This window comes from Gemmatimonadaceae bacterium (genome assembly GCA_020852815.1).
In the GTDB taxonomy this organism is placed as follows: Bacteria; Gemmatimonadota; Gemmatimonadetes; order Gemmatimonadales; family Gemmatimonadaceae; genus SCN-70-22.
The window spans coordinates 21,394-43,985 of record JADZAN010000035.1 but is presented as its reverse complement, the minus strand read 5'-3'; the positions used below and the strand labels follow the sequence as shown (position 1 = coordinate 43,985).

At 66.7% G+C, this 22,592-nt stretch carries 15 protein-coding genes; 8 read left to right on the top strand and 7 right to left on the bottom strand.

The window, feature by feature from the left end:
• Positions 1-141 precede the first annotated feature (141 nt).
• The 3 genes from IT359_17665 to IT359_17655 form a co-directional block, all read right to left on the bottom strand.
• Entirely contained in the window at positions 142-1,122 is a 981-nt protein-coding gene (locus tag IT359_17665; GenBank protein MCC6930823.1) for a hypothetical protein, read from the bottom strand.
• 273 nt (positions 1,123-1,395) lie between these two features.
• The gene (locus IT359_17660) at positions 1,396-1,554 is read right to left on the bottom strand and encodes a hypothetical protein (protein MCC6930822.1); all 159 of its coding nucleotides are present in this window, start codon (positions 1,552-1,554) and stop codon (positions 1,396-1,398) included.
• Positions 1,555-1,887: 333 nt separating this feature from the next.
• Positions 1,888-2,922, bottom strand: a complete 1,035-nt coding sequence (locus IT359_17655; protein MCC6930821.1) for a transposase zinc-binding domain-containing protein — start codon at positions 2,920-2,922, stop codon at positions 1,888-1,890.
• Positions 2,923-3,041: 119 nt separating this feature from the next.
• Between IT359_17655 and IT359_17650 the strand changes: the two genes are divergently transcribed.
• The 7 genes from IT359_17650 (at position 3,042) to IT359_17620 (ending at position 15,770) form a co-directional block, all read left to right on the top strand.
• Positions 3,042-3,629, top strand: a complete 588-nt coding sequence (locus IT359_17650; GenBank protein MCC6930820.1) for an IS3 family transposase — start codon at positions 3,042-3,044, stop codon at positions 3,627-3,629.
• A gap of 217 nt (positions 3,630-3,846) precedes the next feature.
• Positions 3,847-4,047 carry a hypothetical protein gene (locus tag IT359_17645; protein MCC6930819.1) on the top strand — a complete coding sequence of 67 codons (201 nt, stop codon included), beginning with the start codon at positions 3,847-3,849 and terminating at the stop codon, positions 4,045-4,047.
• Positions 4,048-4,929: 882 nt separating this feature from the next.
• Positions 4,930-5,628, top strand: coding sequence for a hypothetical protein (locus tag IT359_17640; protein ID MCC6930818.1), 699 nt, complete (start codon positions 4,930-4,932; stop codon positions 5,626-5,628).
• Between the two features lie 1,027 nt (positions 5,629-6,655).
• Positions 6,656-7,822, top strand: a complete 1,167-nt coding sequence (locus IT359_17635; protein MCC6930817.1) for an efflux RND transporter periplasmic adaptor subunit — start codon at positions 6,656-6,658, stop codon at positions 7,820-7,822.
• A 55-nt stretch (positions 7,823-7,877) separates the two neighbouring features.
• Positions 7,878-11,042: an efflux RND transporter permease subunit gene (locus IT359_17630; protein ID MCC6930816.1), complete on the top strand. Its 3,165-nt coding sequence runs from the start codon at positions 7,878-7,880 to the stop codon at positions 11,040-11,042.
• A 63-nt stretch (positions 11,043-11,105) separates the two neighbouring features.
• The gene (locus IT359_17625) at positions 11,106-14,156 is read left to right on the top strand and encodes an efflux RND transporter permease subunit (GenBank protein MCC6930815.1); all 3,051 of its coding nucleotides are present in this window, start codon (positions 11,106-11,108) and stop codon (positions 14,154-14,156) included.
• Between the two features lie 150 nt (positions 14,157-14,306).
• Positions 14,307-15,770: a DUF2083 domain-containing protein gene (locus IT359_17620; GenBank protein MCC6930814.1), complete on the top strand. Its 1,464-nt coding sequence runs from the start codon at positions 14,307-14,309 to the stop codon at positions 15,768-15,770.
• 447 nt (positions 15,771-16,217) lie between these two features.
• Here the strand turns inward: IT359_17620 and IT359_17615 are convergent, their stop codons facing one another.
• Positions 16,218-17,279 (bottom strand): S8 family serine peptidase, encoded by a 1,062-nt coding sequence (locus IT359_17615; GenBank protein ID MCC6930813.1) that lies wholly within the window; start codon positions 17,277-17,279, stop codon positions 16,218-16,220.
• Between the two features lie 1,997 nt (positions 17,280-19,276).
• On the opposite strand from IT359_17615, the gene IT359_17610 reads away from it, so the two are divergent.
• The gene (locus tag IT359_17610; GenBank protein MCC6930812.1) at positions 19,277-20,584 is read left to right on the top strand and encodes an amidohydrolase; all 1,308 of its coding nucleotides are present in this window, start codon (positions 19,277-19,279) and stop codon (positions 20,582-20,584) included.
• 1 nt (position 20,585) lies between these two features.
• Here the strand turns inward: IT359_17610 and IT359_17605 are convergent, their stop codons facing one another.
• Genes IT359_17605 through IT359_17595 form a run of 3 tightly spaced genes read right to left on the bottom strand, consistent with a single transcriptional unit; the run spans position 20,586 to position 22,543 of the window.
• On the bottom strand, positions 20,586-21,257 hold the full coding sequence (locus tag IT359_17605; protein MCC6930811.1) for a thioredoxin family protein: 672 nt from the start codon (positions 21,255-21,257) through the stop codon (positions 20,586-20,588).
• Positions 21,257-21,757, bottom strand: a complete 501-nt coding sequence (gene lspA / locus IT359_17600) for a signal peptidase II (protein MCC6930810.1) — start codon at positions 21,755-21,757, stop codon at positions 21,257-21,259. Before lspA ends, IT359_17605 begins: the two co-directional genes overlap by 1 nt.
• Before the next feature lie 12 nt (positions 21,758-21,769).
• On the bottom strand, positions 21,770-22,543 hold the full coding sequence (locus IT359_17595) for a hypothetical protein (GenBank protein ID MCC6930809.1): 774 nt from the start codon (positions 22,541-22,543) through the stop codon (positions 21,770-21,772).
• Between the last annotated feature and the right edge of the window lie 49 nt (positions 22,544-22,592).

Sequence of the window (22,592 nt, the reverse complement as noted above, 5' to 3'; positions counted from 1 at the left end):
GTGGCCTTCTCATCCGGCGTGAACTGTCGCCGAGCTTTCTTCTTGCCATTCGGTCGACTCATGGACTCCTCCGAGCTCACTGCATAGAGTGAGCGGTTGGGAGTCACATTTCAACTGAGGCAGGACAATGCCAAGGCGTGCTTAGCCCAGCGTCACGTAGTGATCCCAGTACTTCCCCAATAAGAACGCGCAATCGCCAACTGAGTACGCGTCGTCGTAGAAACTGGCGTGGCCGTCATCGTGACCGATGATTCGCACCAATGGATACTCCGAATAGGTTGCGGCCACCGGATTGCAAAAGAGCCAGTTGGTGAACGTGGCGGTGTTCTCGAACTTCACCCAGTGATAGGGATACGGAATCGAGAACGTCGAGGTCCACGCGGAGAACGTGTGACTCCAGCCGGTCGGGACAAACCACTTGACCCAGAACTGCCGAATGGCTGTCTGAACGCAGACCCGCTGTATATACGCCCATTCGCCGTTCACCGAATCTTCATTCACCCTCAGCATGATCGGATCATAGAAGTAGGTGTTGTTGTAGGCGTACTTGTATCCGTCTAATTCGGTCGGGCAATTGTTAGGCATCGCGGACGCCGGCGTCGTGAACGGGAAGGCGGGCCTTATGGCCATTGCAGCTCGTTCAAAGGGCGAGACGACGCGAAACTCACCTCTGGACACACCGACTGCACTACGCGGGAACTTTGCCTTCTCTTCCTCTGTAGGCCACCGAGCGCCTGGCACGATGATGCTCTCTGCGGCGAATGCCGAGTAGAGCGGAGCGACACGAGTCGGCGGCGCGCCCAGTTCACCTACTGCGACTACAAAGTCGCACGTCGCCGTATCGTATTCGACGATGCCGCCCGTCACCTTGCCCGACTGCAAGGAGTGCTCGAAGGAGTAATCGCAGCCACTCGGCAGTCGTGTCCCATGCAGGACTATACGCTCGGCCTCCGCAAAACCCGGCCGGTCTACACGCACGACGGACGAACCATTCAACGTGCGGGTTTGACCGGGAGACGCGCGATTGCTCTGCTCCGTCGGCGACAATGGTGGCCCTTCACATGCCGCTTGGCCGAAGGCCAATGCTGCGGTGCAACACAACAGCCGAATATTCTTCTTCATCCTCATCCTCTCCCCTGAGAGTTGACCACTTCTTGGCATGGCCGGCGAACGCTACACAGGAGAGGACGCGCTCGCCGGCTCGCGTCGTCCCCGTGAACCGAAGGGCCGTCTGACCGCTGCGACGCGCCGCCGAGTCGCTCAGGCGCAGCGACGAACCGCGCCAAAAGCTCCGTACGGTCGATGCGTCAGTCCGTTCTCTCAACCTTGTCGGGAGCTTTCTCTGAGTTCTGTCGCATGCTGAGAGCGGCAGGGCAAACTTCGCACACTGGGTGGCTATGTCGTCCTCGGTGAGACGTCGAATGCGTACGAGCGACCGCGCATGTCGAAGCGCGCGCGAAGCTCCGGAATGCGATCGAGAATCGCCTCGGCCAACTGCCCATCTTGCAGCACGTCGACCAATGCCGCCAGCGGCCTGCTTGTACTCAACGGCATCGGGCGCTCTTTCGGATAGCGTTCGTTGACTCGCGATACATGTTGCTCGGGCCGGGCGGCGCCCCGTAACCAGCGCCACACCTCGCCCGGCGACAGGGCCGGCTCTCGATAGGAAACTCAAATAGGCCCTGGTCCGCTGCCTCGCGAGCAGCGGGGAGCGGGCGTCGGCGCGACCGCCACCGCGCCGGTGCGCCTCGCGGGCCGTTCGGCCTGCGGTCCGGATGGGTGACCCGGGGCCGGCGGGAGCCGGTGGGGACCGCGCGGTCGCTGCGGTGAGATCGCCGCGCACGCCGAACGTCCCCGCGTGGTCGTGGGGCGTGGGGGGGCGCGTCCTCAGGGGGGAGTCGGGGCGTCGGCGGGCGGGCGTGGGGCGCGTGCGGTGCTCCGACTCACGGGGGCCCGCGTCGATGGCGGGCTCCGCGCGCCCGCGTGGGTGGCGTGTGCCGCGCGAGTGCGGAGGTGGGTGAGGATCTGGTCGATCACCGACGTCTGCGTGATGCAGGCGACGATGCGCATCGCGCCGTGGCAGGTGGGACAGGCGAGCGGGTCGACCTCGAACATCTGCGGCAGAAGGGCCGCCCATCGGCGAGTGGCTTCGGTCGGCGCGAGTCGTGTGGCGGGGACGATCAGGGGTGGCGTATCGGCTGCTGCGGGCTCAGCCTGACGTCGCATCCCGCGCGGACGGTTGGCATACCAGCCGTAGTACCGTGTCGTGACCTGCCCCTTGTCCGGAATGTGCACGAGCACCCGGACGAGGAACTTCCATCGGGTCCACCGTCTCGGTGCCCGCCGTCGGGCCGTCCGACTTGTCGGAGCGATCACTTTTGTAATGGCCCGCGAGCCATTCGTCTGCAAGCAGGCCACGATGCCGACGGCGAGGTCGCGCTCGCCCGTCAGCGTACGGATGGCGGCCGTGACGGTGCGGGCGGCGACGCGGGCGATCTCGCCGAGCAGGCGACGACGGTACAGGCAGTAGGCGCGGAGCCGCTTGGGGATGGTGAGCACCACCTGCCGGTGCGGTACCGGCGCGAGCAGCGTGGTGTCCAGCCACTGCGTCCAGATGGCCAGCCGCTTGGCGTGGCAACTCGGGCAGACGTAGCGGCACTTGCACGAGAACGCGAGTAGATACCCGTGCGTGCACGCATCGCAGCGGATGCGCGCGAACCCGTGGTCGAGCACGCCGCAGGCGAGGAACTTGTCGGCGACCTGTGCGACCACGGGGCGCCATGGGCCGTACTTGCGCGCGAAGCGCTCGTCGTAGACCGTCTGCAGGCGATGCAGATGGTCCGACACCAACCGAAAGAGCGGCGATGCCTGCGGGCGCCGGGGCTTGTAGACGCCACGCGCCGCCGAGGCCGCATCGGGCATGCACGCTCCGGGACCGAGGAGCGCCGAGCATACGTTCGATTGGGGTGCGGACCATCACCGTGGTGTTGCGCGACGGGCTGTTTCGACGCACCATCCGTGTGGCGCCGACCTAACGATGCTTGCTGCAGACGGGCGTTTTCGGAAGCTCGCTGCGCTCGCATTGTAAGGGCCAGCGCGATCCGTCGCGCAAGGACGATCAGGCCTTGGCCGAGCGTCTGCGGACGGTGGCGATCCTGCGGCCGCGGTGGGGCTCCCGACGCGTGTACCGGCGCTTGGACCGGTGGCTGCGACGCGTCGGCCTGCGAGTCAATCGCCAGCGGGTGCAACGCGTGTCTCGCGAGGCGGGGCTCCACGTCCGGCAGCGCGTCCGCAAGCGGGGGGCGCTCGAGCGCGTGCCCAAACCGGCCATCACCGGCGCGAACCAGCGGGGGCGCATGGACGTCGTCAGCGATGCCCTGGCCGATGGTCGGCGCTGTCGCACTCTGACGGTCGTGGACGATGCCACGCGGGAGTGTCTCCTGATCGCAGGCGACCGCTCGCTGCCCGCGGAATGCGTGATCGCCGCGTTGGATCGCGTGGCGCGGTCGCGGTCGCGCGGCTACGCGCCGAGCATCGTCTGCGACATCGGCGCCGCGTTCCGCAGCGAAGCGTTGGATCAATGGGCGGACCAGCGAGAAGCAGTACATTGGCAATCAACCAACGGCTGACAGCAGTGCTGGATCAGCAACTGGGGTCACGCCAGAGGCGGGGGAGCCCCATGTTCAGCCCCGACGTTCTGCAGATCGCCGTCGCGATCTTCATGCGCGATGTCGCATCGCGGCGTTTGGTGACCGCCACGGCGAAGGCCTAGAGTACGCGTCCGCGGACTGCTGCCTGCTGACAGCAAGTCCACTTCGGACCATACCTTCGCTTCGGATGGCACCCATGTCCAAGTCCACTCGTGTCTTTCTCACCATTTCCTCCGTCGCGTCGCTGACGGCGATCTTCGCACCGGCCCCGGCGCTTGCCGACGGCGGATGCATAGGGCTGCAGGGACACTGCAAGAGAATCTGGTTCGATGTGTGCGCTAACGGCGTCTGCACGCCGACGCCGATCGATCTCGCCGGGAATCTTACCGAAGAATAGTTAGCGCAACGGGCGTCGTACTCGGCAGTTACAGCATGGATCACCGCCGCCACGTGGTATTGATTCGAGTTGCCAAAGCCTCCATGGTTGGAGTCGCCGCGCTTCTCGGCGCATTCGGCCACGGGGCAACGGCACTACTTGTCGACAAGCGACTGCCAGCGGCAGTCGCCGGCACGCACTGGTACGTCATCGGTCAAGAAGACGACTGCGGTTCAGGCGTGCGTGAGGCAAGAAGGAGAGCGCGCGCCAGAGGTGAGATCCCGCCCAACGCCGTCCAAGTGCTGCTGGGCGGGTCTCGTTCGCGCGAGATCGACGCCGAGGTCCGCCAACTGCAGGGTTGGCGTCGCAACGCGGTCGTCTGGACGCTTTGGCTACGGGGAGCGCGAAGAACGCCCGTACTTCTTGAGTTTCGGCAATGGTACTCACTTGGAACTGTAGAGCATCTGTCACCTCGACCTGCGCCATAGATACATGACTCGCACCACGACTCTTCCGGCAGCCGCTCTGTGTGCTTCAGTAGTGTGCCTTCTGTCGCCATCCGTGGTCGAGTCGAGCTCGCGTGACGCGCCCTGTACGACGGCAGGGACTTGCTCAGAGGTTACTGGTCAACCTGCGCTGTGGTCGGCACCGCGTCGAGCGGGCCCGCTGCGTCTACGTGCCTTGTGGCGATCCGACGGCCTGTCGTCGCTCCCAGCGCTTCCATATCCGAGTGACATTCAGTTCGCGGAGCAAGGCCTCGCCGTCTACGACTACGGGGAAAAGCGAATCCACGTCATTGACGCGGCCTCTGGTCGCCCGCGTTTCGCCGTCGGTCGACGCGGACCTGGACCAGCTGAGTTCGGGGACAGACCAGTGTGGTTCTTCGGCACGTGGTCGCGGCTCATGGCCGTGGAGTTCAGCGATGGCCGCATTACCGCGCTGGTCCCTGACAAACTTCAGAATGTTCGCGTATCGCGGGAGGGACGCTGGGCAACGGGATGCGCTTGGGGAAGCAACGAAGTGCTCCTACAGACATCTGGGCACGATGTGTACGACTACTTCGTGTCCACGACAGGTGAGACTGCGCGCATTGTTGACTCGATCGCTGCCCCCTGGCCTCGGCATCGAGCACAGCCGTTCATCGTTCGCCAAGGCCCTCTAAGGCAGGCGGACGACTCCACCTGCGCGCTGCTGCCGCTCTATGAGCAGGAGTTCGCTCTGATTGCCCCGAATCGCGAGGCACGGCTCGGAATGCATATCGAACCGCTTCCAGAAGCGAAGGAGCTGCTAGAAAGCAATGGTAGGATGCGAAGCTCAAGCCTCGCCAAGGGGGCACGAAAAGGAGCCCTTGATGCCCGTGCGTGGCGAGGCTTTCTCATCGTGCTATTCCAAGGAACTTCCAACTATCGCCGTCGAATTCTGGACCTGTACGATCGTCATACGTTGTCGTACCAGGGATCCACTCTTCTTCCCTTCGAGGCATCACGCTTTGCCATCCGCGGCGACACATTGGTCATGATTGGCGACGACGACGACGAGCCGTTACTCGCCGCCTACCTGCTCTCGACAACGACCGATAGCGCAAAGCCGGCGCGACGATAGCGTCGTGCCACGCGTGAAGCGGCGCGAGTTGAGCCTAACGCTGAACGGCGAACCCTCTTCATCTCGGCACTCGCTGAGCCGTTGCTGCGGGCGTGCGCTTTGCGTCACTGCGATCCAACTCGTGTGCCTCGGCCGCCATCGCGAACAGGCGGCCGGGGGACGGAAGTTGGCACTGCGCGAACCAGCGCTCCATCGTTCTCCTCGACACCCCACACTCGGCAGCGATTCGCTTGACACACGTCGATTCCGGTGCGAGCAACGCGCACTCCCATTGCTCCCTCACCCGATCGTCAAGAGTCGTCATGCGCGGAAGGATGTGCTCGACCAGCCGGTGAAGTTCTGGACCAAGTCCCGAACCCGCGAAGATCTCCTGCACTAGCACGGCGTCGTCGATGCCGCGAACGACCAAGGTGCATCGAGCAGCTCCCGCGAGTGCGCATGTCCCTCGCATCGCAGACTCAGTGGTGTCCGCATAGAGGATGACGGGTCGAAGGAGCTGACTTCGCCCCTTCAGAAGGGTCACCAGCAGCGCCAGTACGCCGTCGCCCAGACGATGTACGTACGAGGGATCGACCACCAGGATTCGCTCGTCGCCAGCCCGAACAGCCGAGAGGAACGCGCCTGCAGTCGGGCAGCATTCGGCGATGGGTCCGTCGCCCTCGGAGAATGGAGGCCGAGAGAGAGAGAGAGAGAGAGAGAGAGAGAGAGCGCGCGCGCGCAAGAATCCCCGCTTTCACCACCTCCGCAACCTCCCGACCACGCGCCTCATCCGCCAGTATCAGCACTCCCCCGTTTCGACCAAAGTCCTCGATCTCCATGTCCCCCCATCGCAAACGCCCCGCCCGGAGGAAACCATTTGCGCTTCACGCGCGACATATGTAGAACAAATGTCGTAGTGTCAAGTCGCGACAATCGAAATGCGTAGATTCTCCAGGATGGATGCCGCGCCGTGAAACACTTGCCCCAGCTGAACGATCAGATGCGATTGCCGCGTACCCAACTCCACGGCCTCTCCCTTGTGCTCGCGGTGACAGGCCTTTTCGCCCTCTCCGCCTGCGACAAACTCCGCGGCGCCGCCACCGGCGACTCCGCCAGCGCCGATACCGCCGACGCCTCCGGCACTAGCGCCAGCGCCGACACCAGCGCCACCCCGCGCTCCGCGCTCGCCCTCCCGGTCGCCGTTGCGGCTGCCCGCGACGGCGACCTGGTCCTCTCGGTCACCACCACGGGCCAGGTCCGCTCCGACGGCGAAGCGCTCCTCAAGTCGGAGGTGGCGGGGACGGTGGAGAAGGTCCTGGTACGCCCCGGCGACCGCGTGAAGCGCGGGACTCCGCTGGTCACGCTCGACGCGCGCCCCTTCGACCTCGCCATCGCCGAGGCGCAGGCGGCGGTAGACGAGGCCCAGGTGCGCTACTACGACGCGGTCGCCCCCGACTCGATCGTACTCGGCAGACCGCCGAGCGACGACCAACGACGGATTGCGCTCACGCGCTCGGGGCTGCAGGGAGCCCGCGTTAGGCTGGAGAAGGCGAAGCTCGAACGCGAGCGTGCCACCATCGCCGCCCCCTATGACGGGATGGTGGACCGCGTGGATGTCTCGCAGGGGGAACGCGTGGGCGCGGGGACGAGCATCACGCGCGTGGTGAACCTGGGCGCGCTCCGCATCGAGGCCAACGTCCTCGAGCACGACCTCCCGCTCATTCGCGAAGGGGGGAACGCACTCATCTCCTCCGCCGCTGCACCTGACGAGCAGGTCACTGGGCGCATCACGGCAGTCCTCCCGGTGATCGACTCGACCACGCGCTCGGGGCGCGCCTACGTGCGCCTGATTGGCGGGAGCAAGCTGCGCCCGGGGATGTACGCCGACGTGCGGCTGGAAGCGTCTCGCCTCACCAATCGCCGCCTGGTTCCGGCGCGCGCCGTGATCGAACGCGACGGCCGCCCCCTGGTCTTCGTGGTGAAGGACGGGCGCGCGCAGTGGGTCTACATCCAGCCCGGCCGGACCAACGGGAGGGAGACGGAAGTGCTCCCCGATTCGTCGAGCGGGCTGATTCCGGTGGAAGTGGGAGACGAAGTGATCGTGGAGGGGCATCTGACGCTGACGCACGATGCGCCGGTGAGGGTGGTGCAAGCCGAGGAACCCAAGAGGACGACGGTCGGCGCAAAGGCGATCGGGCAAAAGCCCTCGCGATAATGCCCCACCTCGTCTTCTCGTCCTCTCGTCTTCTCGTCTTCTAGAGCGCAGCTCCATGTCCCTCGCCCGCGCCGCCGTCACCCGCCCAGTCACCACGATCGCCTCGGTCCTCGCGATCGTGTTGTTAGGCTCGGTCTCACTAGGCCGCACCCCGGTGTCGCTCCTCCCGGACGTGCAGCTCCCGGTGCTGACCATCCGCACGCTCTACACAGGGGCTGCAGCCGAGGAGGTGTCGCGCTTCATTGCCGAGCCGGTGGAAGAGGCCATTGCCGCCACGCCGGGGCTGGTGGAGCTGCGCTCCGTGAGCCGCAACGGCGAGGCGACGACGACGGCGCGGTTTGCGTGGGGGACCAACATGCAGACCACGCTGCTCAACGTACGCGAGCGGCTGGACAACGCCCGTTCGCAGCTCCCGGAGCGCGCCGAACGACCGACGCTGCTCACCAGCGACCCGGGGGAGCGCCCGATCGCGGTACTGTCGATGTCGATTGCCGGCGACATGCGACAGCTCGCGCGCACGGCGGAGGACGTGCATGCACGCCGACTGGAGCAGATTGCCGGGGTGGCGAGCGTGGCGGTGGTGGGGGCGCCGGAAGATGAGGTGCGCATCGAGGTGGACCCGGCGCGCATGCGCGCACTCGCCCTCACGCCGAACGACGTTTCGCTGGCGATTCGCGCGGCGAACGTGAGCGGAGTGGGGGGGACGATTCGGCGCGGACAATTCCGCTTCTCGGTGCGCACGCTGACCGAGTTCCGCACGCCTGACGAGATTCGCGACGTCCCCGTGGGGCCCGCGGGTTCGGGGATCACGCTCAAGGACCTGGCGACGGTCACGACGACCGTGGCCGACCCCAAGACGCTCACGCGTTTCGACTCGCGGCCGGCGGTGGGGCTCGTGGTCTACAAGGACGCAGGAGCCAACACGGTCGCCGTGACGGGGGAGATCCAGCGCGTAGCCGAGCAGTTGCGCAAGGAGTTTCCCGGCATCGGGCTCACGATCGTGGCCGCGCAGGCCAACTTCGTCGTCGATGCGCTGTCGAACCTGGGGCAGGAGATCGTGATTGGCGGGATCCTGTCGCTGTTCGTGATTGTGCTCTTCCTGCGCGACTGGCGGATGTCGCTAGCCATCGCGATGATGATCCCGCTCTCGGTGCTCCTGGCGCTGGTGATCCTGCAAGCGCTGGACGTGACGATCAACGTGCTGAGCCTGGGGGGGCTGGCGTTAGGCGTGGGGCTCCTGGTGGACAACGCGATCGTGGTGGCGGAGGCGGCGGTGCGAAAGCGCGAGGAGGGGCGTCCGTTGCTGGAGGCGACGATCGAGGCGACGGAAGAGGTGAGCGGGCCGCTGATTGCGGGGACGCTGACGACGCTGCTGGTGTTTGGGCCGATCATCTTTGTTCGGGGGCTCGCGGCGGCGTTGTTTCGGGACTTATCGCTGTCTGTCGTCACAAGCGTGGGCGCGTCGCTGGTGTTGGCGTTGACGCTGATGCCGGTCATGATCGTTGGGAGAAGACGAGAAGACGAGAGGACGAGAAGACGAGGGAGGGCGGCGGGTGGCGAGGGGAGCGAGGACTCGCGTCTCCCACCAGCCTTTTCTGGGGCGAGCTTTCCTGTCTCCCGTCCGCCCTTCCTCACGCGCATCGGCGAGAAGAGCGAAGCCCTCTACGAGCGCGGGATGCGCTGGGCGCTCAAGAACCCATGGCCGGTGTTCGGCATCTCGGCGGCTTCGATCGTGCTCACGGTTTGGGTGCTGGGGCGCATTCCGCGGGAGATCCTGCCGCAGGTGGATGAAGGGATGGTAGTCGCCGCGTTGCATCTGCCGGAGGGGACGGCGATCGAGGCGACGACGCAGCAGGTGGGGCGCATCGAGGAGGCGGCGCGGACGCTGGGGGCCAAGGGGATCTATTCGCGCGTCGGGGTGGCGACGGACGAGGAGATCCTCGCCGGCGCGGAGCCCGGGTCGTCGGCGACGGCGCAGCTCCTTGTCCCGGTGCCCGAGGGGCAGCGCGCGGCGGCGTTTGCGGACAAGCTGCGCGCAGCGGTGCCGGACCTTGCGGCTGGCGCGCTGGCGCTCGACCTCGCGGGGCAGTCGGAGTTTGGCTCGCTCATCGGGCGCGAAGGGCGGCTGGTGCGCGTGGAGATGAGTGCGCGCACGCTGGACGATGCGGCGCGGTGGGCCGACACGGCGCGCGCGCGGCTCCAGAAGCTCCCGTCCCTGGCCGACGTCCGCGACCCCAACGGCGGAACGCAGCCGGTGGTGGAGGTCACGCTGCAGCGCACGCTGCTCGCCGAGCGCGGGATCTCGGTGGATGCCGTGGCCAACGCGCTGGCCGGCGGGCTGGGGGGGGTGGAGTCGAGCGACTTCCGCGAGACGGACCGTCGCACGCCGATCTCCGTGCGCTTTGCGGGTCTCAAGAACGAGGACCTGGCGGAGGCAATGGCGACGCCGGTGAAGGGAGTACCGATAGCCCAACTCGTGAAAGCAGAAGAGCGCCAGGCGCCGATCGAAGTGGTGCGCGTGGGGCAGCGCCCGGTTGCGGTGGTGGAAGGGCTCATCGAGAGCGGGGGAACGCGCAACGCCGCCGAGGACGTGCGCGCAACGATGGCCGCGCTCACGCTCCCGTCGGGGATCACCTACGAGGTGAGCGGCGCCGACGCCGAGCAGGAGCGCACCACGCGCGAACTGACGCTGGTGGGGTGGCTGTCGGTGGCGCTGGTCTTCCTCGTCCTCGCCGGCGAGTTTGCCTCGTTCACGGTCCCGCTGGTGGTGATGCTGACAGTCCCGCTGGCCGCGGTGGGTGGAATCCTCTTCCTCTGGATCACCGGCCAGTCGCTCAACGCGGTCGCGCTGATCGGGATCGTGGTGATGATCGGGATGGCCGACAACGAGGCGGTGGTAAAGCTCGACGCGATCCGGCGCTTCCGCGAGGAAGGGCACTCGATCGAGGACGCGATCATGCTCGGCGGGCACCAGCGGCTGCGCGCGATCGCGATGACGAGCATCACGACCATCACCGGCGTGCTGCCGCTGGTCTTTGGCTGGGGGAGCGGTGGTGCGCTGTACCAGCCATTGGCGGCCGGGGTGATTGGCGGAAGCGTGTCGGCGTTGCTTGTCACCTTCTTCTTGTTGCCGACCGCGTATGCGGCCCTGGAGAGAAGACGGGAAGACGGGAAGACGAGAAGACGAGGGGTGGCGGAGGGGGGCGATGTGCGCGGCTGATGATGGCTCGTTCGCGAGAAGCAATTCCTCGTCTTCTCGTCCTCTCGTCCTCTCGTCTTCTCGATGATTCGCGCCGCCGTCTCCCGCCCCGCCGTCGTCTGGGCCGCCGCCGTCACGTTGCTCCTGGCGGGGCTCGTCTCGTTCACGCGCCTCCCGCTGGCGACGCGCACGAGCGTGGAGCTGCCGCGCCTTACGGTCAGCACGACGTGGACGGGGGCGAGCGCCGAGTTGCTGGAGATGTACATCTCGTCCCCCATCGAGGCGGCGATCCAGTCGGTGCGGGGGGTGCGCAAGACGCGGTCGGAGTCGTCGGAGAACGGATCGCAGATCACGGTGGAGCTGGAGCCAAACGCCGACGTGCAGGTGGCGCGGCTGTCGATCCTCGAGCGGATCGAGCTGTTGCGGAAGGACTTCCCCCCCGGGGCGTCGCAGCCGCGGGTGTCGAACTATGTCCCCGAGGAGCTGTCGGAGCAGGACCTGCTCACGCTCACCATCAGCGGGCCGTATACGGCGGGGACGCTGCAGAAGGTCGCCGACGAGCAGGTGGAGCCGCGGTTGAGTGCGGTCCCGGGCGTGGGGAACATTGGTGTGCAGGGGGGGACGGAGCCCGGCGTCTCGGTCACGTACGACCCGGCGCTGCTGCGGCAGCTCGGGATCTCGCCGCAGGCGTTAGGCGACGCGATTGGCGGGGCGCGGGTGGTGCAGGCGCTGGGGAAGGAGCAGCGCGGCCCCAGCGAGCGCCCGGTCGTGCTGCGTGACCAGCCGCGCGCGGTGGAGGACCTGGCCAACCTCCCGATCCTGGGCCCGGGGGGGCGCCCGTTCGCGTTAGGCTCGCTGGCCGCCGTGCGCCCGGAGGAGGACACGCGCGGCTTCTTCTTCCGCATCAATGGGCAGCCGGCCATCGCCATCTCGGTCTCGCGCCTGGCCGGCGCCGACGCCATCCAGACCGCCGGCGCGGTGCGAAACGCGATCGACGAGATCCAGCGGCGCCTCCCCACGGCGACCAGGCTGCAAGTGGTGTATGACGACTCGGTCGAGCTGGCGAAGCAGTTGCGCGACCTCCTCATTCGCGGCTCCATCGCCTTCGGCCTCGTCCTCGTCGTCCTCCTCGTCCTGTTGCGCGATTGGCGCGGCACCGGGCTCGTCATGCTCTCGGCGTCGGTGTCGGTCGCCGGGACGGCGCTCCTCCTCTATGTGTTCGACATCCCGGCCAACCTCCTCACGCTGGCCGGGTTGGCGATGGGGGTGGGGATCCTGGTGCAGGACGGGCTCATCGTGATGGACCGGCTGGGGACCGTTCCCGACACGCCGGGCGATCGTGCCCGCGTGGCGCGCGCCATTGCCCCTGCGGTCACAGGTGCAACGCTGACCACCGCCGTGGTCCTCTTCCCCTTCCTCTACCTGCAGGGGAACGCGCGCGCCGCCTTCGTCCCCTTCGCCTCCGCCTTCACCATTGCGTTAGGGTGGTCGCTGGTGGCGTCGGTGGTGATGATCCCCGCCCTGGCCCGCGGGCATCGCGTGCACGAGGCGGCGTTCCCGCGCTCGCGGCGCGCCTACGCGCGCCTGGTGCTGGGCGCCATCCGCTGGCGGTGGGTCACGCTCTCGCTCACCGTCATCACGTTAGGCGTGCTCACCTGGGGGTTCATCAAGAAGGTCCCCCGCTTCTCGTTTTCCGGCTTTGGGGAGCAGCGCACCACGCTCTCGGCGTTCGTCAACTTCCCGCGCGGCTCCGACCCCGCATCGCTCGACGCGGCGATGCGCGAGCTGGAGTCGCAGGTGGTGGGGCGCCCCGGGGTGGAGCAGGTCACCGCACAAAGCTACGGGAGCTTTGGCGCCGGGATGCGCGTCCTCTTCCGGCGCGACGCCGAGTACACCGCCATCCCGCAGGAGCTGGAGGAGGCGCTGACGCAGCGGGCTGTCTTCATCGGCGGCGCGTCGGTGAACGTGCGCGGGCAGGGGCCCGGCTTCTCGTCAGGCATGGGCGCGATCTCCTCGGCCACGTTCCGCATCAAGGTGCTGGGCTACTCGTTTGGCGGCGTGGAGCGGCTGGCGATGGATCTCCAGGAGCGCCTGGAGCGCATCCCGCGCGTGCGCGACGTGGACATCAATTCGTCGTCGTTCTTCTCGACGGGGAAGGCGTATGCGGTGACCATCGAGCCCGATCGCGCCAAGCTGGAACGATACGGCGTGACGGCGGCCGCCTTTGCGGGGGCGGTGGCGCGCGAGGTGCGTGGCCCGGTGGGGCGACAACTGCTGGAGATTGGGGGGGACGAGATCCCGGTGACGGTCAAGGCGCGGGGGTCGCGCGACCGTTCGCTGGACGAGCTGCGCGACGCGATCGTCCCCACCACGAGCGGCGCGCCGATCACCATCGGCTCGCTGTCGGCGGTGGATGAGCGCGAGGCGTTGAGCGCCATCTCGCGCGAGGACCAGCAGTACGTGCGCATCGTCGCCTACGAGTTCCGCGGCCCTAACAAGCTGGCGCAGCGCACGCACGACGCCTTCATGAAGTCCATCTCCGTCCCGCCGGGGTACTCGGTGGCCGACGCGGGCTTTGGGTTCTTCGAGCCTGACGAGTCGGAGAAGGGGCTGTGGCTCGTCTTTGCGATCGGGGTGACGCTGGTGCTGCTGACGGTGGCGATCGTCTTCGACTCGGTGTGGGGGGCGGCGATGGTCTTCCTCTCGCTCCCCATCGCGTTAGGCGGGGTGATCGCGGCGTTCTGGCTTGCCGGCGCGGCCTTCACGCGCGAGGCGGCGGTGGGGGTGATCCTCGTGGTGGGGCTGGCGGTGCACCAGGCGATCCTGATGATCGACGCCGCACTGCAGCGCCGCCGCGCCGGGACGGTCAACCGCCAGCTGCACCGGCTCACCGCGCTGCGCACGCTGCGCGCCGCGGTCGACCGCTCGGGGATGATCGTCCTCGTGACGCTGGCGTCGCTGGCCTCGCTCCTCCCGCTGGCGATTGGCGAGAAGACCAGCACGCTGTTCGGCGCGATTGCCCTTGCGACCGCCGGCGGGACGCTGGCGGGAACGCTGGCGGCGATGGTGATCCTCCCGGCGCTGGTGGTACGGAAGGCTCGGCGCCCGGCCGGGCGGGCCCCAACCGGCGTGTAAATCGCCGCGCCGTCACCACTTTGTGTCAATAATTGACGGCCGAGTTCGGCGTGCGCGCCCCTCCGCCGTTTCACAGTGAGGCCGATCCGGTTACCGTTAAGTGGAAACGTTTCCTGTAAAGTGTGAACCGGGTCAAGCGAGGGGAGCAACATGAGCGAGCGATTGCGACTGGGGCGGCGGATACGCGCGGCCCGACTGGAGCAGAACCTCTCCCAGGCGGCGCTCGCCGAGCGGCTGGGGATCTCCCCGTCGTACCTCAACCTGCTCGAACACGACCGCCGCTCGCTCACAACGGTGCTCCTGCTCAAGCTGGCGCAGGTGCTGGGGCTCGAACTGCGCGACCTGGCCGCCGGCACCGACGCACCGCTCGCCTCGGACCTGGCCGAGGTCTTCGCCGATCCCCTGTTCGAGGACCACCCGGTCGCGCCGCGCGAGGTGCGGGAGCTGTCGGAGACGTCGCCGGAGCTGGCGCGCGCCATCGTGCAGCTGCACCACGCGTATACGGGGACCCGGACCTCGCTCGACTCGATGGCGCAGCGACTGGCCGACACGCAGGACGGCGGGAGCGAGGAGCTGTCGGCGGATCTCGCCTCGGTGCTTCGCGTGCGGCTCTCCAGCGAGCAGGTCTCGGACCTCATCGAGCGGCAGAAGAACCACTTTCCCGAGTTGGAGCAGGAGGCGATGCGGCTGTGGCGCGAGGCGACGATCGATCGCGAGAACCTCTTCGGGTCGCTGTCGAGGCACCTGCAGGGGCGGCACGGCGTGCGCGTGATGATCCGCACGGTGGCCGAGATGCGAGGCGCAGTGCGTCGTTACGATGCCGCGCGCCGCGAGCTGTCGCTGAGCGAGGTCCTGCGGCGCGGGTCGCGCAACTTCCAACTCGCGCACCAGATCGGGCTCCTCGAGTGCAGCGAGACGCTGGAGCGCATCGTCGCCGACCAGTACCTCACCACCGACGAGTCGCGCGCGCTGGCACGGGTGGCGCTGGCATCGTACTTCGCCTCGGCGGTCCTGATGCCGTACGACGACTTCTTCGAGGCCGCGGAGCAGCTGCGCTACGACATCGAGCTGCTGGGCCACCGATTCCGTGCCTCGTTCGAGCAGGTGTGCCACCGCCTCACCAACCTGCGCAAGCCGGGGAGCGAGGGGGTGGCGTTCCACATGGTGCGCGTGGACATTGCCGGGAATATCTCCAAGAAGTTTGCACCTGCCGGGATGCGCTTCCCGCGCTTCTCGGGGCTGTGCCCGCTGTGGAGCGTGCACGCCGCCTTCCTGCAGCCGGGGATGTTCCACACCCAGCTCTCGCGTCTCTCCGACGGCACGTCGTTCTTCTCCGTGGCGCGCACCGTGCGCCGCCACTCCGGCGACTTCCGCACCCCCGCGGTGATGTACTCCGTCGCGTTAGGCTGCGACCTGGCCTCGGCGCGGCGCGTGGTCTACGCCGACGGCATCGACCTGACCAACGTCGACGCGGCGGTCCCGGTGGGTGTCACCTGCCGCACGTGCGAGCGCATGCACTGCGAGGCGCGCGCCTTTCCGCCGCTGCAGCGGCCGCTAGCCATCGACGAGAATGTGCGCGGGGTGAACTTCTTTGCGCCGGTTGCGCGGGGGTGAGGGATGGTCGGCTTGGTTCGGCGCGCGAGGTTGGTGACGTGTGATGGAGAGAAGGGGAAGATCTTCTTCACACGGAGGACACGAAGGGGAAGTGCAGGGGGGGTAGGGCCACGCCGAAGATTCGGTGGGGGATGGTGTGGAGGTGGTTTTCTTGCTTGGGGTCGTCCGAGAATCCCGGGAGATCACGCGCGGATCTGGAGGGCTCAGTAGGCCTCGTCGCGACAGCCGTCGGCTACGCGTTTGAGGAGAAGGAGATGGTCGCCCTTTGCTGACGGCCGTTCCTGCCGAACACCGAGACCGTGCAAGCCGAGATCATGCAACTCCGTGATACGAGCAGGACGACGGCACGGACCGCTGCGAACCTCGCCATGACGGGAGCGAATGCAGAAGCGGAGCGAACGCACCGACAGGTACCTGCGCGCTCGCCCTCGCATGACGGTCAGCACCTTACACCTGACACAAAGGGGCGTTGGCGGACACCGTAACGTTCTTGCTTGCCTGACCGTAGTGCGCCGCCTGATCCGTGACCGTGACCGACAACGTACCGCTCGATGTGAAGCTGCGCTCGACGAACGACGTCGTGGCTCCACCAGGTGACCAAAGGTACGAGTACGCGGGTACGCCGCCACTGACGCTGACGGTCCAAGTACAAAGGACATTGGGCCGGACGCTGCTCGGGCCTGCAATCGAAACCGACGGAGCAGGTACGTTCACTGCGGCGACGGGATCGAGGAGTCCGTAACCGAAACGTGGATCCGTTGGTAGCGCCTGGCCCGGAATGGGCGTCGCGGTTGCGAGCAATCGTTGAGCCACGAAACTCGCCGACCAGGTTGGATACTTCGCGCGAATCGCGGCGATGATTCCTGACACGTGGGGCGCAGCGAACGACGTACCTACGATACACGGATTCGCTCCGCCGCCCACGAGCAATCCGTTCACGCAGATGCCGGGCGCCGAGATGTCGATGGTCGCACCCGAGGAAAGGTCCGGGTAAGCACCGCGCGATTTCACGGAGTCAATCGCCGAGACCGACAGCACTTGCGGATACGCGCCAGGATAGGACGGAGCCGTGGTGGAGCACCCAGAAACCGAGTAGATGCCATTGCCTGCCGACGCAACGAGATTCACGCCGATGCCAGGATTGGCAGCGTCCACGGGCACGCGCGAGGTGAACTGCTGAAGCGCGGCAGCGACAGAGGTTGGCGGAAGAGCGCCACAGTTCCCGAAGCTCATGTTCACAACCGAAACCCCGTCGGCGTACGCTTGATTGAGTCCATAGACCACCGGTCCCCAATCAGTCGACGTCCCGGTGGCGGGTAGCACTTTGTACGGCCGAATGTTGGCGCGTGGGGCCACTCCCGCACCCCACAATCCATCAGGCTCACCTGTGGCAAAGCTGGCGACGTCCGTGCCGTGCTGCCCGAGGTAGACTGGTGTGGGGTCGGTGCTGAAGTTGTACGAGTACTGAAGAATCGAGAAGAACTGCCAAGATGCGGAGTAATAGGCCAAGCGTTAGTCGACACCCTCATCCAGAACAGCGATGGCGCTGCTGATCCAAGCGCCCCCACTTAACTGACGCTCGCCGGTGATCCCGAAGTTCGTCCACAGTTGTGGGGCCTTCACCATAGCGAGATTCCAATGCACATCGCTAGCGGAAGCATTCACGGGGACGCTCGACGACCCCGCAATAGTGTCTTCGTCTTCCGAGGACTCGATGCGAGCGACGAACGGAAGCGACGCAACCTTCCTTATGCTAGCCGCGTCGAGGTCGGCCCAAACGGTGGATATTCTGAGGCTGTCGAAACGCACGATACGTGACGCTCCGCTCGGGGCTCTTGCACCTGCGTTTAGCAGCGCCGCGACTGCCGGCTCGGTCGGCTCGCCTGTGAGGGTGATAAAGACAGGCCCTCTCCCGCGCTGACGAAAGCGCCGAATCAACCGAGCAGTGTCCACCTCCGTCACGCGACGGGAGAGCGCTACCTCCGCAGGGCGCGAACGACTTGACTTGCGACTGAGATCGGATCGTGATCGGCCTCGCATCCACTCAGCGTGAGCAACATGGCGACCCCGTAGAGGTCGCGACGCCTGCCAATTCTGCGTCTCGTCATCGCCACATCCCTCCCTCAAGCTTGGATTCCTGGTGCAGTCTCCGTAACGCCGTGCACCCGCGGCCGTACAAGCGCATGCCTAACCTCGGACTGCGATCCACGGTACACGGCTCCACGGGAGACTCGGAGGACGCGTTCGCGATGCTCGCGAGTACCATCGCGCCAATGCCATCGGGATCGCTCGACGACTCTAGCATGATCACGAATCTCAGCGCGGCGATCCGCGAGATCGCTGACGCTGATGCGAACCCCCACACGGTGGCGATGCGCAGGCTGTCGAACGTGACGATGCCCGGCGGCGGGTCCGGCACGTGCGCTGCAGTGAGGCCCGCGCGGGAAAGCACCTCGAGCGCGAGGGCGGTTGGTTCACCGGTGAGCCGCACAAAAACGTTGCCTCCCTCGCGACGCGTGCGCTCCGTGAGGCGTGCGAGATCGGGGGCACGCGTGCGTGCAGGTAGTCCGACGTCGATCCCGTTCAGTCCATCGCTGGGATCAACGGCAGTCGACGAACACGCTGCGAGCGCCGTAAGGAGCATCAAGAAGCTGCAGCTGGCGAGATTGGCGCCAGCTGCCTGCAATCGCGACGGACGGTTGCGCAGACGCCGCGTGCTCTTCCAGTCGGCGAAAGCGACGTTCCGAGCTCCATGTCCGTGGATTCGCACCTCCATAGCGCTTCTCTCTCGGCCAACTCCCCGAAGCCTGCAAATGCCACGACGGTGTGAGAAGGAGTGGCTGGTGCACACACCCATCGCGTACCAAACGCACCTGTGAAGTTTCTTGGGTGCGAATGTACGAACAGAACAACTGCGGTCAAGCTCGACAGCAGCGGATACAGGTGTCAGGAGTCACGTATGGGGCACAGTCGAACCGGCTGCGGAGCGCTCGGCTGGTATCCGCGTGACCTCTTCATCTGCTCGCCGGCTATCCGGGTGTGCTGCGGCATCGCGCCGCGCCGCTGTGCCCGCTAGGAACAACACGCGGACGAGTGCGGACAGATGGGACGCGTCGTTCCACAAAGGCTTCCGGCTGAAACAGGGCATCGCGAACCGACGACCAACCGCGCGCTGGTTCATGTTCTTCCCAAAGCCTTTTTCGCTCGCCTCCCCCTCGGTCAGATTCGGGGTGGACGCAGCGCCCTGCACTTCCCCTCCGTGTTCTCTGCGGTAACGAAGCAGTTCGCCTTGTCGTCGACTGAAGACAGCGGCCAATCGTGACAGGACACCCCGCCAACGCACCACCCACGAACCGCGCGATGGTTCTTGTTATTCCCTAAGCCTCCTTCTGCTCGCGTCTCCGCTCGGTCAGATTCGGGGTGGACCCCAGCCCCCTGCACTTCCCCGCGGTGTCCGCCGTGGTAACCAGCAGTTCGCCTTCTCCCTCCCGCGCCCGCCCCGCCACATGCGCCTAACGACCGCCGCCCTCCTCGCCTTCCCCGCCCTCCTCTCCGCCCAGGCGACCTCGAAGCTCGACGCCGAAGTCGACAAGCGCGCGCACGCGCTCGAAACCAAGGTCGTCGCCTGGCGACGCGACGTTCACCAGCACCCCGAACTCGGCAACCGCGAGTTCCGCACCTCCAAGCTGGTTGCCGAGCACCTGCAGAAGCTCGGCCTCGAGGTGAAGACGGGGGTCGCGAAGACGGGTGTGGTGGGGATACTGCGCGGCGGGAAGCCCGGTCCAGTCGTCGCGCTGCGCGCCGACATGGATGCGCTCCCCGTGGCTGAGGAAGTCGACCTCCCGTTCAAGTCGACCGTGCGCTCGACCTACAACGGGCAGGAGGTGGGCGTCATGCACGCCTGCGGGCACGACAACCACGTCGCGATCCTCATGGGCGTCGCCGAGCTGCTGAGCGGGATGAAGCAGGAGGTGCAAGGGACGGTCGTGTTTGTCTTCCAGCCAGCGGAGGAAGGAGCACCAGCCGGCGAGCGCGGCGGGGCGGAGGTGATGCTGGAAGAGGGGATCTTCGACAATCCCAGGGTCGACGCCGTCTTCGGGCTGCACGTCTTCCCGTTCGAGACGGGGAAGATCGTCTACCGCAGCGGCGGGCTCATGGCGTCGGGCGACACGTACAAGGTCGTGATCCACGGGCGGCAGACACATGGCGCCCTCCCCTGGAACGGCGTCGACCCGATCACGATCGCCTCGCAGATCATCACCTCGGCGCAATCGATCGTTAGTCGCCAGGTCGACCTCACGCTGACGCCGGCGATCGTGACCGTGGGCTACATCCGCGGCGGCGTGCGCGTGAACATCATTCCCGACTCGGTGGAGTTTGGCGGGACGATTCGCACCTTCGACGAAACCACACGCGACTCGATCCGCACCAAGTTCACGCGCCTCATCACGAGCATGGCCGAGGCGAATGGGGCGACGGCGAAGATCACGTTCGATCGCGGGACGCCCGTCACCTACAACGACCCGCCGCTGACCGAGAAAATGGCGCCCTCGCTGCGGCGCGCGTTAGGCGCCGGCCAGGTCGAGGTGGGGCGGCAGACGACGACCTCCGAGGACTACTCGCTCTACCAGAAGAAGGTCCCCGGCGTCTTCTACTTCCTGGGCGTCACGCCCAAGGGGACCGACCCGGCCAAGGTCGCGCCCAACCACTCGCCCCGCTTCTTTGCCGACGAAGCGGCGCTCGTACCGGGGATGAAGGCGCTCGCGACGCTGGCGCTCGACTACCTGGCGATGGGGGCGAAGCCCAGGATGTAGGTCAGCACTTCACCTCGCCACGCCCGGCAGCCGCAATCAGCTCGGCCACCTCGGCCACCGTCCGCTGGCCGGCGTCCGTGTCGTACCAGGTCATCTTGTGGTCCATGATGTCCTTGTCCGCCTGCTTTCCCTTGTTGCCCAAAATCCAATCGCGCAGCTCGGCGGGGCGCTCGATGAAGCAGCCGCGCTCCCTGAACGTGGCGTCGAGGAGGACGACGGTCGGCGTGGCGCCGCGGCCGTCGGGGGTGCGGTGCGCGTCCATGACCACGCGCCCCGCGGCGCTGTCGATGATGCGCAGCTCCACGCCCATGACCTGCTCCGCCAGCCGCGCGATGTATGGCACCGTGTTGACCGAGTCGGAACACCCGTCGACGGCGACTACGAGGAGCTTCCACGGCCCGGGAGCAGATCGTGCCGCGGTGAGGACGGCGTCGGGCACCGCACCGCGCGCGTAGTTGGCGGCCCACTGCTCCTTGCGCTGCCTGGCCGCCGCCAAAAAGGCGTCCATCGTCACGCCGGACTCGAACAGGCGACGATAGGTGGAGTCGGGGATCGCCGCGCCGGAGATCGCCGCGGTTGCAGCTGCCGAGTTGTGTGGCGCCGGCGACGCAGGCGCCGACGCCACGCACGACGTCGCCACCAGCGCGGCGTGCACGAAGGGGAGCAACAGCATCAGAGGAGCCTTTCGCTGGGCGCCGGCTCCTTGGGAGCCTGGAGCATCGTGATGATGAGCATGATGGCGCCGAAGGTGACGCCCATGTCGGCCACGTTGTAGGTCCAGAACCGCGTGTCGCCGATCCCCATGTCGATGAAGTCCACCACCCCCTCGGCGTGCCGCAGGCGATCGACCAGGTTCCCCAGCGCCCCGCCCGAGACGAGGCCGATGGCGGCCCCCTGCCATCGGTCGGTGTCGGGCGCGGTGGCCAGCGTGCGCCACAGCACCGTGAGGACGATCACCGCCATGATGGCGAAGCCCCAGCGCGAGTAGTCGCCCAGCGACATGCTGAAGGCTGCACCGCGGTTGTAGGTCAGCGTGAAACGCAACACGTCCCCCACGATCTCGTGGGGGACGTGCCGCGGCTGCAACGCCTGCTCCGCGATCCGCTTGGTCACCACGTCGCACACCAGGACGGTGGCGGCAAGTGACCAGAACCAACGGTTCTTCGCGTTCACGACGCTCGCCGCCTACGGCTTCTTCTCGGTGAGCGCCTTGATCTCGGCGGGGACCTCGATCTCCTTCGGGTCGACCGTGTCCCACTCGTACGCCTGCACGGTGATCACGATCTGCTGCCCCATCTGGTCGATGGTGGTGGTCGTGGCGCGCTTCATCCCGCCCCAGTCCTTGTACGCGGCGAAGGTCGTCGTCGTCTCCACCTCACCCATCGGCGTCGACGCCTTGGCGTTGGACCAGGTGATCATCCCGTCGGTCACGCCGAAGCAGTCGAACGACACCTTTCCCGACTTCCAGGTGTGCTTGACCTTGTAGCACTCCTGCCCGCCTAACGTCGCCTTCTCCACCGTCTCGCTGGCGACGATGGCCGTCGAGATGCGCGAGTAGTTGTTGGGGTCGTTGTCTTCCTTGGCCGCGTCGAGCTGCGCCCCGGTCACGACCGACGGCCCCTGCATCGGGTTCAGGATCCACATGACCCCGTTGTTGAACCCCTGACGCATCTCCCCCATCCCGGGCAGGTCGACCTTCGACGCCATCGCATTGGGGAAGATCGTCACCGTCTCCATGGTCGCGCTCATCCCCATCGCCGGCATGTCGAACGCCGCCTTCATGCGCGAGGACTTGTGCGTCTTCCACGCATCGGCGTTGGTCTCCTTGGCCCAGCGCGCGATGAGGTCCTTGGCCGGCGGCAGCGCCTGCGCGCTCGCAACCGAGGCAACCACGGGGACCATGACGACGGCCGCAAGCGCGCGCACGGTACGCGGCATACGGAGCGAAACAGTGAACATTCGGGATCTCCGAGAGTGTGGGTGAACGCCGGTTCTCCGACCAGCGCCC

What these genes read in the sequence shown, in the direction of transcription:
- IT359_17630 (MCC6930816.1), top strand. Translation starts at nt 7,878, where the DNA reads ATGTCCCTCGCCCGCGCCGCCGTCACCCGCCCAGTCACCACGATCGCC.
- IT359_17655 (MCC6930821.1), bottom strand. Translation starts at nt 2,922, where the DNA reads ATGCCCGATGCGGCCTCGGCGGCGCGTGGCGTCTACAAGCCCCGGCGC.
- IT359_17665 (MCC6930823.1), bottom strand. Translation starts at nt 1,122, where the DNA reads ATGAAGAAGAATATTCGGCTGTTGTGTTGCACCGCAGCATTGGCCTTC.
- IT359_17595 (MCC6930809.1), bottom strand. Translation starts at nt 22,543, where the DNA reads ATGTTCACTGTTTCGCTCCGTATGCCGCGTACCGTGCGCGCGCTTGCG.
- IT359_17640 (MCC6930818.1), top strand. Translation starts at nt 4,930, where the DNA reads ATGGCCGTGGAGTTCAGCGATGGCCGCATTACCGCGCTGGTCCCTGAC.
- IT359_17625 (MCC6930815.1), top strand. Translation starts at nt 11,106, where the DNA reads ATGATTCGCGCCGCCGTCTCCCGCCCCGCCGTCGTCTGGGCCGCCGCC.
- IT359_17610 (MCC6930812.1), top strand. Translation starts at nt 19,277, where the DNA reads ATGCGCCTAACGACCGCCGCCCTCCTCGCCTTCCCCGCCCTCCTCTCC.
- IT359_17645 (MCC6930819.1), top strand. Translation starts at nt 3,847, where the DNA reads ATGTCCAAGTCCACTCGTGTCTTTCTCACCATTTCCTCCGTCGCGTCG.
- IT359_17605 (MCC6930811.1), bottom strand. Translation starts at nt 21,257, where the DNA reads ATGCTGTTGCTCCCCTTCGTGCACGCCGCGCTGGTGGCGACGTCGTGC.
- IT359_17660 (MCC6930822.1), bottom strand. Translation starts at nt 1,554, where the DNA reads ATGCCGTTGAGTACAAGCAGGCCGCTGGCGGCATTGGTCGACGTGCTG.
- IT359_17620 (MCC6930814.1), top strand. Translation starts at nt 14,307, where the DNA reads ATGAGCGAGCGATTGCGACTGGGGCGGCGGATACGCGCGGCCCGACTG.